The organism is Rhodanobacter sp. FW101-FHT13A11, assembly GCF_058790335.1.
In genome coordinates, this window is record NZ_JBYTCN010000001.1 from 86,179 (window position 1) to 98,337 (window position 12,159).

Below are 12,159 nucleotides of genomic sequence, written 5' to 3' on the forward strand. Positions count from 1 at the left end.
TGACGTCCCGGTTTGCGGGATACTCCGTCGCCACGGTCTGCCGATGGCCGACACCCCTTCCGGAACCATGGTGTCTTGCGGATGACGTCCCACGCCGATATGCAGAACGAGGCCCTCGCCGGCCACCTGCTCGACCAGTACGCCGGGCGCATCGCCCGGTCCCGCCGCCCCTACATCCTCGGCCTGTCCGGCCTGCAGGGCAGCGGCAAGAGCACGCTGGCGCGGGTGATGAAGGCTGCGGCCGAAGCCCGCGGCTGGCCCACCGAAGTGCTTTCGCTGGACGATTTCTACTACGCCCGCAGCGACCGCGAGGCGCTGGCCCGCGACGTGCATCCGCTGCTGCGCAGCCGCGGCGTGCCAGGCACCCACGAGATCGAGCTGCTGATGTCGGTGCTGGCCGCGCTGCCGCAGGCCTCGGACAAGCTGCCGGTGTCGCACCCGCGCTTCGACAAGGGCCGCGACACCCGCTTCCCGCCGTCGCGCTGGCCGCGCAGCACGCGGCCGCCGAAGCTGGTGATCGTGGAGGGCTGGGCGCTGGGCATCCGCCCGCAGCTGCAATCCGCGCTGACGCGGCCGATCAACGAGTTGGAGCGCGCCGAGGACCCCGACGGCAGCTGGCGGCACTGGGTCAACAAGCAGTTGCGCGGCTACCAGCCGCTGTGGCGCAAGTTCGACGCGCTGATCGTGCTGCAGGCGCCGGGCTGGGATATCGTGCGCCGCTGGCGCGGCGAGCAGGAACAGGAGTTGCTGGCCCGGCATGCGCCGCTGGCGATGGACGCGGCCGCGCTGGAACGCTTCCTGGCGCACTTCGAGCGGCTCAGCCGGCATGCGCTGGCCATCCTGCCGGCGCTGGCCGATACCGTGGTGGAGTACGACGACGAACGCCACGTGACCGGGCTCAGCCACGGTTGAACCGGGAGTCGGGGAAGCGTGGCGCTGCCCCGGCCCCGATCCCGGCATGGGCCGATCAATCGACCACGAAGTTGACCTTCATGTTGACGCGCCACTCGGCGACCGTGCCGTCGTCCTTCGTCACCACCTTGATCTCGTTGATCCAGGCGCCCTTGATGTTCTTCACCGACTCGCCGGCCTTCTTCAGGCCGTGCTTCACGGCATCCTCCATGCCCTTGCTGGACGAGGCGTTGATTTCGATGACCTTGGCTACCGACATGGCGTCAATCTCCCGTGGAATCGTGCGTGCGGCACGCTGCGCTCCCCCCCGCCTGAAGCCCGAGTCTGGTCCGTGGCCGCCATGCCGGACAAGCCGCACTGCAAAATCACCTCACGTTGACGCTTCCACCTGCACCGCCGTGCCATAGGCGAGCACCTCGGTGATGCCCTGGGCCACCTCGTTCGCGTCGTAGCGCATCGCCACCACGCCGTTCGCGCCCATCGCGGCGGCATGCTGCAGCATCAGCTCGAACGCCTCCTCGCGCGCCTTCTCGCACAGCTCGGTGTAGATCGAGATGTTGCCGCCGACGATGGTCTGCAGCGCTGCGCCGAGGTTGCCGACCACGCTGCGCGAACGCACCGTGATGCCGCGCACGATGCCGAACGAGCGCACGATGCGACAGCCGGGAATGTCGTTGCCGGTGCTGACCTGGTGATGCGGAATGGTGCGGGCCATGACAGTTCTCCGTGGGGGACGATTCAGTTGTCGAGCAGGGCGGCGTAGCCTTCGCGCGCATCCGGCCATTGCGGTGCCCAGCCACCGGCGCGCAGCCGCGCATTGCTGAGCCGCTTGCTGCCGATGCCGGCCGGTGCCGCGCCTTCCGCCGGCAGCGGCGCGTCGACCAGTCCGGCGAGAAAATCGTACAACTCGTCGAGCGGCATCGGCGTGTCGTCGACGCCGAGGTACAGCGGCTGCGGCGACTTCAATCCCAGCAGGTGCACGATCGCGGCGGCGGCATCGTCGACGTGGATCCGGTTGGCCCAGTGCGGCGTCTCGCGCGGTACCCGCAGCTGCCCCGCGCGCAGGCGCTCGATCAGCTGCAGCCGGCCCGGGCCGTACAGCCCGGCCAGCCGCAGCACGATCGAGCGTAGTGGCCGCCCGGCCAGCCACTGCTCGGCCTCGTGCAGCACCGCGCCGTTGAAGCCCGTTGGGTCGGCGGGAGTGTCCTCGTCGACCCAATCGCCGTCGTGCTCGCCGTACACGGCGCTGGAGGACACCAGCAGCACGCGCTCCAGCTTGCGGACATCGAGCGCGTCGAGCAGGTGGCGCAGGCCGTCGGCATACACCGCGCGATAGGTCGCCCTGTCGCGCGCCTCCGGCGCCGGCAGGTAAACCAGCCGGGTGACCCCCTCCGGCAGGCCGCGCAGGGTTTCCGGCGCGGTGAGGTCGCCGCGCAGCCAGTGGATGCCGCGCTTGCCTGCCTCCGGCGGCCGCCGCCGCAAGGCCCATACCTCGTCGCCCTGCGCCAGCAGGCGCTGCGCCACGCGTTCGCCGAGATCGCCGCACCCGGCCAGCAATGTACGTTCGCTCACCGCCACGTCCCGTTCACCTGCCTGTTAGCATTTGCCCATGAATCCGTCGCGCAACCTGTTCATCATCGGTCCGACCGGCGCCGGCAAGACCTCGATCGGGCGACGGCTTGCCGCGCATTATGGCCTGCCGTTCGTCGACCTCGACCAGGAAATCGAACGCCATTGCGGCGTGGATGTAAACACCGTCTTCGAGATCGAGGGCGAGGCCGGCTTCCGCCAGCGCGAAAGCGCGCTGCTGGAGGAATTCAGCCGGCGCCCCGGCGTGCTGCTGGCTACCGGCGCCGGCGCGGTGCTGGCCAGCCACAACCGCCGTCAGCTGCGCGAGCAGGGCTACGTGGTATGGCTGCAGGCCACCATCGAGCAGCAGCTGGAGCGGCTGGAGCGCGACCACCACCGCCCGCTGCTGGCAGTGCCGGACCGGCGCGGGCGGCTGCAGGCGATGGCGCTGGCGCGCGACCCGCTCTACCGCGAGCTCGCCGACCTCGCCGTGCCCGGCGAGCACGGCAGCGTCGCCGCCGCCTGCGAGCGCTGCATCGAGCTGATCGACCGGCACTGGCGGCACCCATTCCCGGCAAGGCCACCGCAGACCGCATGAACCCTCCCGCCCTCCAGACCGTCGACGTCACCCTCGGCCCGCGCAGCTATCCGGTATGGATCGGCGCCGGCCTGCTCGCCGAGCATGCGCGCTGGCGCGCCATGCTGCGCGGCCGGCATGCGCTGGTGGTCAGCAACACCACGGTGGCGCCGCTGTACCTGCCGCACATCGAGGCGGGGCTGCACGGCCTGCGCTGGGCCAGCTTCCTGCTCGACGACGGCGAGGCGCACAAGAGTTTCGCCAACGTGGGCCGCGTGCTGGAAGCGCTGGGCGAACTCGGCGCCACCCGCGACGCCTGCGTGATCGCGCTGGGCGGCGGCGTGGTCGGCGACCTGGCCGGCTTCAGCGCTGCCTGCTGGATGCGCGGCATCGACTTCATCCAGATGCCGACCACCCTGCTGGCGATGGTCGACTCCTCGGTCGGCGGCAAGACCGGGGTGAACCTGCCGGCAGGCAAGAACCTCGCCGGCGCGTTCCACCAGCCGCGCGCGGTGGTCGCCGACATCGAGACCCTGGGCAGCCTGCCCGACCGCGAATACCGCGCCGGCCTGGCCGAGGTGATCAAGGGCGCCGCGATCGGCGACGAACCGTTCTTCGCCTGGCTGGAGCGGCACGCCGACGCACTGGCCGCGCGCGATCCCGCCACCGTGCAGGAGGCGATCGCGCGCAAGGTCGCCTACAAGGCCGGCGTGGTCGCCCGCGACGAAACCGAGCAGGGCGAGCGCGCCCTGCTCAACCTCGGCCACACCTTCGGCCATGCGCTGGAAACCGCCGGCCACTACACCGCCCTGCTGCATGGCGAGGGCGTGGCGATCGGCATGCTGCTGGCGGCGCGACTGTCCGAGCGGCTCGGCATGAGCGTGCCGGCCGCCACCATCCGCCTGCAGCGTCTGCTGGAAACCCTCGGCCTGCCGGTGGCGATCCCGCCCGGCATGGACGCGCAGCAACTGCTGGCGCTGATGCGGCTGGACAAGAAGAACACCGCCGGCACGCTGCGGTTGATCCTGTGGCGCGGCATCGGCCGCGCGGAGATCGTTGCCGGCGTGGACGAGGCCGACGTGCTGGCCACACTGCAAACCACCGGATAGCCCATGACGCCGTAGGGCGGGCACTGTCCGCCGGCTCTTGCCTTGCTACCACCGAGAGCGGCAGGCATTGCCTGCCCTACGGGCCTGCGGCATCCGCGGCCGAGGGTGTGCCCGCGCAAATCCTATAAACTGTGTCGTCCGGCTACGCGCCGTTCGTGCTGCACTCCTGGAACCCATGCGCCTCTACCTGCAAACCGTGCCCGGCAGTACCGAGGCACCCCGCTACGTCCAGATCACGCTGGAGCAGGACCTGCTCGGCGGCTGGACGCTGTACCGCGAATCCGGTACCCAGGGCGGCCGCGCCACCATGAAGCGCGAGCAGTTCCTGGAGCGCGACGAGGCGGTCGCCGCCTTCGAGAAGGCCCGCGACGCCCAGCTCAAGCGCGGCTTCCGCCTGATGTTTGCCCAAGGGCTGGAAGGCCCGTACGGACGTTGATTGAAATGACCGATGCGTTGAAGAACGACCGCTTCCTGCGCGCGCTGCGCCGCGAACCCACCGACACCACGCCGATCTGGGTGATGCGCCAGGCCGGCCGCTACCTGCCGGAGTACCGCGCCACCCGCGAACGCGCCGGCAGCTTCATGGGACTGGCGCAGAACCCCGAGTACGCCTGCGAAGTGACCCTGCAGCCGCTCGAGCGCTTCGAGCTGGACGCCGCGATCCTGTTCTCCGACATCCTCACCATCCCCGACGCGATGGGCCTGGGCCTGTCGTTCGCCCACGGCGAAGGCCCGCAATTCACGCGCCCAGTGCGCAGCGCCGCCGACATCGCGAAACTCGCCGTGCCGGACATGGACGGCGAACTGCGCTACGTGATGGACGCAGTGCGCCTGATCCGCCGGGAACTGCACGGCCGCGTGCCGCTGATCGGCTTCTCCGGCAGCCCGTGGACGCTGGCCTGCTACATGGTCGAAGGCGCCGGTTCACGCGATTTCGCCACCTTGAAGGCGATGTGCTGGAACGAGCCGAAACTCGCCCACCAACTGCTCGACACGCTGGCGCAGTCCGTCGCCGCCTACCTGATCGCCCAAGCCGCCGCCGGCGCCCAGGCCCTGATGATCTTCGACACCTGGGGCGGCCTGCTCGGCCCCGCGCCGTTCCGCGAATTCTCGCTGCGCTACATGGCGCAGATCGTTGCCGCGCTGAAGGCCGATGCCGCTTCACGCGAACTGCCGGTGATCCTGTTCTCCAAGGGCGCCGGCCAGCACCTGGCGGAAATGGCCGGCACCGGCTGCGCCGCGCTCGGCGTCGACTGGACCATGAATCTCGCCGACGCCCGCCGCGCGGTCGCCGGCAAGGTCGCCCTGCAAGGCAACCTCGACCCCGCGGTGATGCGCGCGAACCCGGAAGTGATCCGCCGCGAGGCACGCGCCGTGCTCGACAGCTATGGCAACCACCCTGGCCACGTGTTCAACCTCGGCCACGGCATCACGCCGGAAGTCGATCCGGAGCATGTGAAGGTGCTGGTGGACGAGGTGCACGCGTACGGGCGCATCCTGCGCGGCAGCTGAGCAAGGCTTCAACGGAGTCGGCCGATGAGGTGGCTCGTCGCCAAGTACCTGATCACCGCGGCCGTCGTCGTGCTCGTCTCCGAAGTCGCCAAGCGCAGCGACCGCCTCGGCGGCCTGCTCGCCGCGCTGCCGCTGGTCACCGTGCTGGCGCTGATCTGGCTGTACGTCGAGCGCCAGCCGCAAGTGAAGATCGCCAACCACGCCTGGTACACGTTCTGGTGCGTCGTGCCGACGCTGCCGATGTTCCTGGCCTTTCCTGTGCTGCTGCCGCGCCTCGGCTTCTGGCCGACATTGCTGGCCTGCGTGGTGATCACCGTGGTGTGTTTCTGGCTGTTTGCGCTGCTGGTGCGGCGGTTTGGGATTGAGCTGCTGTAACTCTGCAGCCACTCCTTCTCTTTTGCACCGCAGCTCTCCGACAAAGCCCTTGCCTCAGCTACGAGTTTTTGATGAGTTCAACGAGTTTTCTCCTCTGGTCGTCGTCAAGACTCGATATCAAATGCTCGTGCAAAGTTTTCTCGTACAGATCAAGTCCGTTTGGCAGGCGCCGGTAACACATCATCCGTATATCGGGAAGACACTCCAGACCATACAGCGTCTGAATATCAGGCCATGAAGCAATGACAAGGCCTTCAATAGTGTCGTTCTTGGCAGCCAGTCGCGTTCTGACCCACCCCATGTAACGCAGTACTTGGCCAAGTACTTGATCGCTCGTCTTACGCACTTTCAGTTCTATCACGAGCCAACCCGGCCGATTCCGGTGCTGTGCAAGAAGATCTATGATCCCAATCTCTCCGGCGTCGACGTGCCCCTTTTCATAGAGCTTCCACTCCTTTCCTAAGCTCGTTGCATCCCAATGCTGCGCCAAGTAGCTTTGCAAGTTTGCTTCCAACTCAAAAGGACCAGCATCTGGCAAGTTTGGATGGCTAGTTGGAATTTCGTTAGCTATGGAAGTTAGTTTTCTCTGAGCTGCATCTTCGTTGCGACACAGCGCCAATTGCGGATAAAAATCGAGAGACTTTGCCAATCGCACAGCGCGAGAAATAGTCATTGGACTGACGCCAAGCTGTGTCGCTGTTTGTCTCCCGGATCCACCTTTGCTTAACTGGACGCTATTTGCTGCGTGCACGAGTCTGACCCGTGTAGGCCACGAGCTACTAGGTATTGATGCAAGCTGCGCTTTCAACCTGCCCCAATCGACGATCATGTCACCTTCAAAGGAGTATCCGCACACGCAAAGCGCGTCACCTCTAGCTACAGAACAGACAGGGCAGCATTCCATCGTGGCATCCCAGAGCATCGCAATTAGGAATAATCATGGTGCCCTTGCGTCGGTTGCCTACGCTGCAACAGCCTGCAAGCGCACACCTAGCGCACTGAGTACCTTCAGCACAGTGTCGTAGCGTGGCTTGGCACCCGCGGAAAGCGCCTTGTACAGGCTTTCGCGGCCAAGCCCCGTGTCCCGCGCCAGCTGGGCCATGCCGCGGGCCCGGGCGACGTCCTTGATGGCGGTGAGGAACAGGTCGGGGTCGGGATCTTCCAGTGCTGCGGTCAGGTATTCGGCAACGGCTTCGTCGCTGTTGAGATAGTCGGCTGCATCGAAGGGTTTGACGCCCAGTGCCTTCAACGCTACAGGGTTGGCTTTGATGGTTTTCATGGGGCTACTCCTTCAGTGCGCGAGCTATATCCAGCGCTTGCTTGATGTCGTGTCGCTGGCTGGTCTTGCTGCCGCCAGCCAGCAACAGATAGACCACGCTGCCGATCCGCATGTAGTACACGCGATATCCGGGGCCGGTGTTTATTCGCATTTCGGAAACGCCGTCGCCTACTGGCTTGGTATCACCGAAGTGACCGAACTCCGCCGCGCGAATGCGCTGCGCAATGCGCGCCTTGCCGATGCCGTCCTTGAGCGCCGAAAGCCAAGTATCGAACGCTGCCGTGCGATGGAATGTGTTCACCGTAGTAGTGTATCTTTTTGGATACATCTGTCAATACACCAAATTAAGGTACCGCTGGCCGGCGAGAATCCGTGGCTCGGGCGTTGCGCAATCACAGCTGGCTAAAGCATCAAGCACGAGCATTGAGGGCAAGAGCCCCTCTCCCCAGCCCTCCCCTGCAAACAGGGGAGGGAGCAAAGCGGCCCAGCGCCCCACCCGGCGCCGCCAGGCAACGACCGATATTCGCGGTTTTTGGCAGCCCAGCCCCCTCCCCGTACAATGACCCGCTTTCCCCCATGACAAAGCGCGCGCCCTGCGCGCGCCACCCGAGCCTACCCCGATGGAAAAGAGTTTCGAACCTGCCCAGATCGAGTCGAAGTGGTACGAGCGCTGGGAAGCCAGCGGCGCGTTCCAGCCGTCGGGCAAGGGTGATCCGTACTGCATCCTGCTGCCGCCGCCGAACGTCACCGGCACGTTGCACATGGGGCATGCGTTCCAGCAGACGGTGATGGACATGCTGGTGCGCTACCAGCGCATGCGCGGCATGAACACGCTGTGGCAGGTCGGTACCGACCATGCGGGCATCGCCACCCAGAAGATCGTGGAGAACCAGCTCGCGGTCGAGGAGAAGACGCGGCACGACCTGGGCCGCGATGCGTTTGTCGAACGGGTGTGGAAATGGAAGGAGGAATCCGGCTCCACCATCACCAACCAGATGCGTCGGATCGGCGCCGCGGCGGATTGGTCGCGTGAGCGCTTCACCATGGACGAGGGGCTGTCGGCTGCGGTGCGCAAGGTGTTCGTCGACTGGTATCGCGCGGGGCTGATCTATCGCGGCAACCGGCTGGTGAACTGGGATCCAGTGCTGGGCACGGCGGTGTCGGACCTGGAAGTGAACAACGTCGAGCGCGACGGCCATATGTGGTCGATCCGCTATCCGGTCGCGGGCAGCGACGAGAGCGTCGTCGTGGCCACCACCCGCCCCGAGACCATGCTGGGCGACGTCGCGGTGGCGGTGCATCCGGAAGACGAACGCTACGCGCACCTGGTCGGCAAGACGCTGAAGCTACCGCTCACCGACCGGCTTATTCCAATCATCGCCGACGACTACGTCGACAAGGATTTCGGTACCGGCTGCGTGAAGATCACCCCGGCGCACGACTTCAACGACTACGCGATCGGCCAGCGGCACAAGCTGGCGCCGCTCACCATCTTCACGCTGGACGCCAAGGTCAACGACAACGCGCCACCGAAATACCGCGGCCTCGACCGCTACGACGCGCGCAAGGCCGTGCTGGCCGACCTCGACGCACTTGGCCTGTTGGTCGAAACCAGGCCGCACAAGTTGCAGGTGCCGGTGAGCCAGCGTTCGGACGCGGTGATCGAGCCGATGCTGACCGACCAGTGGTTCGTCGACCTCACCTCGGACGAGCAGAAGGATGGACGTCCGGGCGGCCGCAAGGCGATCACCGAACCGGCGCTGGACGCCGTGCGTTCGGGCGAGATCAAGTTCGTGCCGGAGAACTGGAGCACCACCTACACGCAGTGGCTGGACAACATCCAGGACTGGTGCATCAGCCGCCAGCTGTGGTGGGGCCACCGCATCCCGGCGTGGTACGACGAGGCCGGCAGCATCTTCGTGGGCGAGGACGAGGCCGATGCGCGCGCCAACGCCATCACCGAACCGGTCGGCGCGCTGCGCCAGGACGACGACGTGCTGGACACCTGGTTCAGCTCCGCGCTGTGGCCGTTCTCCACCCTGGGCTGGCCGGCGAACGGCCCGGTGAAAAACGAGCGCGGCGAAGTCGTAGCGAACTGGGAGAAGGACAAGATCTTTCTGCCCAGCGCGGTGCTGGTCACCGGCTTCGACATCATCTTCTTCTGGGTCGCCCGCATGGTGATGGCGACCAAGTACTTCACCGGCCAGATCCCGTTCCGCGAGGTCTACATCAACGCCATCGTGCGCGATGCGGAAGGCCAGAAGATGTCCAAGTCCAAGGGCAACACGCTGGACCCGCTGGACCTGATCGACGGCATCGCCTTGGAGCCGCTGGTGGAAAAATCCACCCAGTCGCTGCTGATCCCGCAGGTGCGCGCCAAGGTCGAGAAGCGCATCCGCAAGGACTACCCCGACGGCATCCCGGCGATCGGCACGGACGCGCTGCGCTTCACCTTCGCCGCGCTGGCCAGTTACAGCCGCACGATCAACTTCGACATCAAGCGCGCCGAAGGCTACAAGGCGTTCTGCAACAAGCTGTGGAACGCGGCGCGGTTCGTGTTGATGAACCTGCCCGAGGGCGAGATCACCGCGCCGGCGAGCACCCCGGCCACCGAGGCCGAGCGCTGGATCCTCACGCGCCTCAAACACACTTTAGATTACGTCGAGCAGCATTTCGGCACTTACCGCTTCGATCAACTGGCACAGGCGTTGTACGAATTCGTCTGGAACGAGTACTGCGACTGGTTCCTCGAACTGGCCAAGCCTGCCCTGAGCAAGGTCGAAGGGCCGGCCTTGAACGGCGACGACGCCGCGGCGGCCACCTCGACCCGTCACACCTTGCTGGTGGTGCTGGAAAGCGTGCTGCGCGCGCTGCATCCGGTGATTCCGTTCATCACCGAGGAAATCTGGCAGTCGGTGGCACCGAAGCTTGGCCTGACCGAAGACAGCCTGATGCAGCGACCGTGGCCACACTCGGGGGAAATCGCTGCCGACATCGCAGCCACGGCCGAAATCGAATGGTTCAAGAACGTGCTCTCCGGCATCCGCCGGATCCGCTCGGAAATGAACATCCAGCCCGCCAAGACGATCCCGCTGCTGCTTGCCGACGGCGATGCCGGCGATCGTGCCCGCGTGGCGAAGTTTGCCTCGCAGATCGCCTTCCTCGCCCGCACCGAGGCACCGCGGTGGATCGAAGCCGGAGCCGCGGAGCCCGCCGCGGCCGCCGCCGTGGTCGGCGCGCTGCGCGTGCTGATCCCGCTTGCCGGGCTGATCGACCTCGGCGCGGAGAAGGCGCGCCTGGCCAGGGAAATCACCCGCATCGAGGCCGAGATCAGGAAGTGCGAGGGCAAGCTCGGCAACGCCAGCTTCGTCGCCAACGCGCCCGCCGAGGTGGTGGCGCAGGAGCGCCAGCGCATCGCCGACTGGAATGCCACGCTGGGCGCGCTGCGCGAGCAGGCGCAAAAGCTGGGCTGAAGAACTGCAAATAGGCGATGGACGATCTCTTCGTCGCCCCTGGACAAGACGCCCGGGCAGTCGCGACGATTGCCCCCGGCTGCCGCTCCAACGCCTCAGGTATCGTGGCCGACCTGCCCCGGCGAGAAATCGCGCGTCTTGCGCACGGCCAACTGGTTGCTGGTGCCCAGCAATTCGTAATAACCGTCGAGCGTGGCCAGCAGCCCGTCCACGCCGAGCTTGGGCGTTTCGGTCTTCACGCTTTCGATCTGCTTCTTCAGCCCTTCGGTCCACCACCGGCGGCCCGACCAGCGCAGCCACTTGCGCGTCAACCAGCCGGGACGCGGCGGGGATCCCAGCTTCGGCGGCACCCACAGGTAGTCGTCGAAGATCATCACCCCGCCAACTTTCAGCAAGGGCCACGCCATGACGCCATCGGCCAGCGCACCGAAAGCGGAATGCCAGCCGTCGATGTAGATGATGTCGTAGGGGCCTTCGACGCGCCGCAGCGAGTCGAAACTCGGTCCCGGGAACTCCCGGATCCGCTCGCGCCAAGCCGCCGTGTTGGCGCGGAAGCGCGCGTGGTAGTCGCCATAGACCGGATCAACCTGAAAGAAGTCCAGGCAGTCGATCGAGCTGTCCGCGGCGGTCAGAATGTTCTCGCACAGCCAGAGGGTCGAACGCCCCTCGAAGCTGCCGATCTCCAGGGCACGCAGGCCAGATTTGCCGCGCAGCGAAGCCAGCCACTGCTCCCAATACGGAATGTTGTGGTGGAACCAATCGGTCGAAAACTGTCCTTGCACTGGCCAGAACCCTTCGCGTAAACGAAGGCGGCATGCTAGCACCGCCGGGAGCCTCATCCGTGCGAATGGCCCGATGGCGCTCCGGCCCCGCGCATACGTCAGGTGGCCGGCGGCTCCAGCGCCATGACGATCGCATCCTCGCGACCGTTGCGCGCCGGGTAGTAACGCGGCCGGCGGCCGATCTCGCGGAACCCCGCCGATTCGTACAGCGCCTTCGCCAACGGGTTCGACGGGCGCACCTCCAGGAAGATCCGCTCGGCGCCGTTCCAACGCGCGATGTCCAGCAGCCGACCCAGCAGATGCCGGCCCAGGCCGCGGCCGCGCCAGTCGGGCCCGACGCAGAGGTTCAACACGTGCGCCTCGCCGGCACCCGTCGACAGGATGCCGTAGCCGGCGACCACCCCGTCCACGCACAGCACCCAGCACGGATGCCCGGCCTTCACGCAATCGCCGAAGATGCCCGGCGACCACGGAAACTCGTAGGAGGCCTTCTCCATCGCACCGACCGTATCCAGGTCCTCCATGCGCATGGCGCGCACCTGGATCACCGGCTTGATCACCGCGACCACGG

General features: G+C 66.4%; 15 protein-coding genes. 7 read left to right on the plus strand and 8 right to left on the minus strand.

The window, feature by feature from the left end:
• Nucleotides 1–81 precede the first annotated feature (81 nt).
• A complete protein-coding gene (locus tag AC3WRN_RS00390) occupies nt 82–912 on the plus strand; it encodes a kinase (protein WP_068093275.1) in 831 nt (276 codons plus the stop codon).
• A gap of 55 nt (nt 913–967) precedes the next feature.
• Here the strand turns inward: AC3WRN_RS00390 and AC3WRN_RS00395 are convergent, their stop codons facing one another.
• The 3 genes from AC3WRN_RS00395 to AC3WRN_RS00405 form a co-directional block, all read right to left on the minus strand.
• Nucleotides 968–1,171 carry a dodecin family protein gene (locus AC3WRN_RS00395; RefSeq protein ID WP_063089657.1) on the minus strand — a complete coding sequence of 68 codons (204 nt, stop codon included), beginning with the start codon at nt 1,169–1,171 and terminating at the stop codon, nt 968–970.
• A gap of 111 nt (nt 1,172–1,282) precedes the next feature.
• Nucleotides 1,283–1,627 (minus strand): YbjQ family protein, encoded by a 345-nt coding sequence (locus AC3WRN_RS00400; RefSeq protein ID WP_492621430.1) that lies wholly within the window; start codon nt 1,625–1,627, stop codon nt 1,283–1,285.
• Between the two features lie 23 nt (nt 1,628–1,650).
• Complete coding sequence (locus AC3WRN_RS00405; RefSeq protein ID WP_492621431.1) at nt 1,651–2,484, minus strand: NAD-dependent epimerase/dehydratase family protein; 834 nt, start codon at nt 2,482–2,484, stop codon at nt 1,651–1,653.
• 37 nt (nt 2,485–2,521) lie between these two features.
• Between AC3WRN_RS00405 and AC3WRN_RS00410 the strand changes: the two genes are divergently transcribed.
• The 5 genes from AC3WRN_RS00410 (at nt 2,522) to AC3WRN_RS00430 (ending at nt 6,054) form a co-directional block, all read left to right on the plus strand.
• Nucleotides 2,522–3,079 (plus strand): shikimate kinase, encoded by a 558-nt coding sequence (locus tag AC3WRN_RS00410; RefSeq protein ID WP_492621432.1) that lies wholly within the window; start codon nt 2,522–2,524, stop codon nt 3,077–3,079.
• Entirely contained in the window at nt 3,076–4,167 is a 1,092-nt protein-coding gene (gene aroB, locus AC3WRN_RS00415) for a 3-dehydroquinate synthase (RefSeq protein ID WP_492621433.1), read from the plus strand. The genes AC3WRN_RS00410 and aroB overlap by 4 nt, the downstream gene beginning before the upstream one ends.
• 175 nt (nt 4,168–4,342) lie before the next feature.
• Entirely contained in the window at nt 4,343–4,603 is a 261-nt protein-coding gene (locus tag AC3WRN_RS00420; RefSeq protein ID WP_149363947.1) for a WGR domain-containing protein, read from the plus strand.
• Nucleotides 4,604–4,608: 5 nt separating this feature from the next.
• Nucleotides 4,609–5,679, plus strand: a complete 1,071-nt coding sequence (hemE, locus tag AC3WRN_RS00425) for a uroporphyrinogen decarboxylase (RefSeq protein WP_492621434.1) — start codon at nt 4,609–4,611, stop codon at nt 5,677–5,679.
• 24 nt (nt 5,680–5,703) lie between these two features.
• Entirely contained in the window at nt 5,704–6,054 is a 351-nt protein-coding gene (locus AC3WRN_RS00430) for a DUF3147 family protein (RefSeq protein WP_492621435.1), read from the plus strand.
• A 58-nt stretch (nt 6,055–6,112) separates the two neighbouring features.
• Here the strand turns inward: AC3WRN_RS00430 and AC3WRN_RS00435 are convergent, their stop codons facing one another.
• From AC3WRN_RS00435 to AC3WRN_RS00445, 3 genes are all read right to left on the minus strand, one after another.
• Nucleotides 6,113–6,883, minus strand: a complete 771-nt coding sequence (locus AC3WRN_RS00435) for a hypothetical protein (RefSeq protein ID WP_492621436.1) — start codon at nt 6,881–6,883, stop codon at nt 6,113–6,115.
• A gap of 132 nt (nt 6,884–7,015) precedes the next feature.
• Nucleotides 7,016–7,333: an addiction module antidote protein gene (locus AC3WRN_RS00440; protein ID WP_068093256.1), complete on the minus strand. Its 318-nt coding sequence runs from the start codon at nt 7,331–7,333 to the stop codon at nt 7,016–7,018.
• A 4-nt stretch (nt 7,334–7,337) separates the two neighbouring features.
• Nucleotides 7,338–7,634, minus strand: a complete 297-nt coding sequence (locus AC3WRN_RS00445; RefSeq protein ID WP_068093253.1) for a type II toxin-antitoxin system RelE/ParE family toxin — start codon at nt 7,632–7,634, stop codon at nt 7,338–7,340.
• Between the two features lie 319 nt (nt 7,635–7,953).
• Between AC3WRN_RS00445 and AC3WRN_RS00450 the strand changes: the two genes are divergently transcribed.
• Nucleotides 7,954–10,806 carry a valine--tRNA ligase gene (locus AC3WRN_RS00450; RefSeq protein ID WP_492621437.1) on the plus strand — a complete coding sequence of 951 codons (2,853 nt, stop codon included), beginning with the start codon at nt 7,954–7,956 and terminating at the stop codon, nt 10,804–10,806.
• Between the two features lie 95 nt (nt 10,807–10,901).
• Here AC3WRN_RS00450 and AC3WRN_RS00455 read toward each other — a convergent pair whose 3' ends face one another.
• Both AC3WRN_RS00455 and rimI read right to left on the minus strand, forming a co-directional pair.
• The gene (locus AC3WRN_RS00455) at nt 10,902–11,630 is read right to left on the minus strand and encodes a class I SAM-dependent methyltransferase (RefSeq protein WP_492621438.1); all 729 of its coding nucleotides are present in this window, start codon (nt 11,628–11,630) and stop codon (nt 10,902–10,904) included.
• A gap of 56 nt (nt 11,631–11,686) precedes the next feature.
• The gene (gene rimI / locus AC3WRN_RS00460) at nt 11,687–12,157 is read right to left on the minus strand and encodes a ribosomal protein S18-alanine N-acetyltransferase (protein ID WP_068093241.1); all 471 of its coding nucleotides are present in this window, start codon (nt 12,155–12,157) and stop codon (nt 11,687–11,689) included.
• Nucleotides 12,158–12,159 lie beyond the last annotated feature (2 nt).

What these genes read in the sequence shown, in the direction of transcription:
- AC3WRN_RS00390 (WP_068093275.1), top strand. Translation starts at nt 82, where the DNA reads ATGACGTCCCACGCCGATATGCAGAACGAGGCCCTCGCCGGCCACCTG.
- AC3WRN_RS00395 (WP_063089657.1), bottom strand. Translation starts at nt 1,171, where the DNA reads ATGTCGGTAGCCAAGGTCATCGAAATCAACGCCTCGTCCAGCAAGGGC.
- AC3WRN_RS00400 (WP_492621430.1), bottom strand. Translation starts at nt 1,627, where the DNA reads ATGGCCCGCACCATTCCGCATCACCAGGTCAGCACCGGCAACGACATT.
- AC3WRN_RS00410 (WP_492621432.1), top strand. Translation starts at nt 2,522, where the DNA reads ATGAATCCGTCGCGCAACCTGTTCATCATCGGTCCGACCGGCGCCGGC.
- aroB (WP_492621433.1), top strand. Translation starts at nt 3,076, where the DNA reads ATGAACCCTCCCGCCCTCCAGACCGTCGACGTCACCCTCGGCCCGCGC.
- AC3WRN_RS00420 (WP_149363947.1), top strand. Translation starts at nt 4,343, where the DNA reads ATGCGCCTCTACCTGCAAACCGTGCCCGGCAGTACCGAGGCACCCCGC.
- hemE (WP_492621434.1), top strand. Translation starts at nt 4,609, where the DNA reads ATGACCGATGCGTTGAAGAACGACCGCTTCCTGCGCGCGCTGCGCCGC.
- AC3WRN_RS00430 (WP_492621435.1), top strand. Translation starts at nt 5,704, where the DNA reads ATGAGGTGGCTCGTCGCCAAGTACCTGATCACCGCGGCCGTCGTCGTG.
- AC3WRN_RS00435 (WP_492621436.1), bottom strand. Translation starts at nt 6,883, where the DNA reads ATGATCGTCGATTGGGGCAGGTTGAAAGCGCAGCTTGCATCAATACCT.
- AC3WRN_RS00440 (WP_068093256.1), bottom strand. Translation starts at nt 7,333, where the DNA reads ATGAAAACCATCAAAGCCAACCCTGTAGCGTTGAAGGCACTGGGCGTC.
- AC3WRN_RS00450 (WP_492621437.1), top strand. Translation starts at nt 7,954, where the DNA reads ATGGAAAAGAGTTTCGAACCTGCCCAGATCGAGTCGAAGTGGTACGAG.